This window comes from Mycolicibacter sinensis (assembly GCF_001667945.1).
In the GTDB taxonomy this organism is placed as follows: domain Bacteria; phylum Actinomycetota; class Actinomycetes; order Mycobacteriales; family Mycobacteriaceae; genus Mycobacterium; species Mycobacterium sinense_B.
Genome location: NZ_LZJK01000007.1, coordinates 1 through 1,087 on the forward strand (window position 1 = coordinate 1; position 1,087 = coordinate 1,087).

The 1,087-nt window shown below is 62.7% G+C and carries 1 protein-coding gene; it reads left to right on the forward strand.

Features of this window, described 5'->3' with window-relative positions:
* Window positions 1-398: 398 nt before the first annotated feature.
* On the forward strand, window positions 399-1,087 hold a 689-nt coding region (locus A5694_RS24850), incomplete at its 3' end, for a PGRS repeat-containing protein (RefSeq protein WP_342710357.1).

The window sequence follows — 1,087 nt, forward strand, 5'->3', positions numbered from 1 at the left end:
AACAGATCCGTCAGGAAGTCCTCGAAATCGGCGTTGGCCACCGGCGCCGCCGCCAAGGGCGCCATCCCGAACGCCAAAAACGCCCCCACCGCCGAAGACGCACCCACGATCCGCCGGCCCCGCCGACCAGACCCGCCCGAGCTAGAACTCCCGCCACCCGCAACGCCGCGCCGAACCACCACCACTGCCCCCGTTCCCCATCAGGCCACCTGGCGCCATGAAGCTTGGTTAACATGCGCCTTAGGAACAGCACGGTACTTACGCAGGCGTCAATTGTCTACGCAGAGTTTGCAATGGGGCATGTTTTCATACTTTTAGTATGGTTCTTCTCTTGTGGGTTCGGCTAGAGTCGCCAAACATGTACGGAAGTCTCTAGTCATCGCAGGAAGGTCGGCTCGATGTCTCGTCGTCTCGAAACCGCAGGAAGGCGGCGCCTACGAGGGCGCGGCATCGAACTGAGGACAGCTCCTGCCGCCCTCGGGATCCTCACAGCAGTAGGCCTCACCGCGCTGACGTCGGCCCCCGCAGTGCATGCCGACTTCGACGATCTGTTGGCCGACCTGTTCGACCCGAGCTCCTGGGGCAACCTGGCCGATGACTTCAACAGCCTGTTCACCGGGTCGGCCTGGGATCTGCCCGGCTCGGCTGATGCGTCGGGCCTAGAGATGGCTCAGATGTGGGAGACCATGTTCTACACGCCGTTGCATGCGGCGTTGCAGGAGTGGATCAACTCGGATTTCGGGTCGCAGGTCAATGGTGTGATCAATCAGCTGACGGCGCCGTTCACTGAGGGTTTTTGCGGGATGATCTGCAACGGTGCTGACGGTACTGCCGACAGTGTGGATGGTCAGGCTGGTGGGTTGTGGTTCGGCGATGGTGGTGATGGCTGGACGTCGAACCTTGACGGGGTGGCTGGTGGCAATGGTGGTCATGCCGGGGGTATCGGCAATGGTGGTGATGGTGGTGCCGGTGGCCTGGGTGCTGATGGTGGCAATGGTGGTCATGGCGGGGAGATGTGGGGCAACGGCGGCGATGGTGGTGCCGGCGGTGCTGCGACCGCGACGTTGGCGGCTGGTAATGGCGGCAA